This window comes from Mesorhizobium sp. M1C.F.Ca.ET.210.01.1.1 (assembly GCF_004791585.1).
Lineage (GTDB): Bacteria > Pseudomonadota > Alphaproteobacteria > Rhizobiales > Rhizobiaceae > Mesorhizobium.
Genome location: NZ_SRUU01000105.1, coordinates 1 through 541, shown reverse-complemented (window position 1 = coordinate 541; position 541 = coordinate 1). Strand labels below are relative to the sequence as shown.

The 541-nt window shown below is 64.5% G+C and carries 1 protein-coding gene; it reads right to left on the bottom strand.

Annotated elements, in window-relative coordinates; translation table 11 throughout:
- A partial coding sequence (locus tag EN853_RS35045; RefSeq protein ID WP_245517517.1) for a hypothetical protein occupies positions 1-383 on the bottom strand: 383 nt, incomplete at its 3' end.
- Positions 384-541: the final 158 nt, after the last annotated feature.

Below are 541 nucleotides of genomic sequence, written 5' to 3'. Positions count from 1 at the left end.
TAGAGCCAAAGCGATGTGGAGCGGCGCCTAAAGAGCAGCCAGGCGGTGACCAGGAAGGCAAGACCGACGACGATGTAGTACCAGCTGCCGCCCAGCGAAGCCAACCAGACGCCGCCGGCGCCAAGCGCCAGACCGATGAGGAAGAGAACGAGGTGGGACGCTAAGGCGCACTCGTTTCGCCTTGCATGAAAAACAGGAGGAGCAACAAGTGACCGCTCCGACCAGACTGCCCTTTTCCCGTCGCGACTTTTTGAAGGCTTCCGCCGGTCTTGCCGCGGCGATGGCGGCGTATCGCGCGCCGTGGACATCACGCAGGTGACCGACCGCAGCCAGCGCTCACTGATCGGGCCGAGCGAATCGCCGGTATCGAGCCCCAGCAGCACGCCCTGCCCTGCACGCAGCCATTCAGCCAGCCCCGCTATACTGGGCTCTCATTCCTCCAAGAGGCTCGCGACCGATGCGCCATTGATGCCGCCGTCTTCCCATTAGACGGCCTGACTCTTCCCGCCCCTGCGCGCAGGGGAGAACCCGGCATCCATGG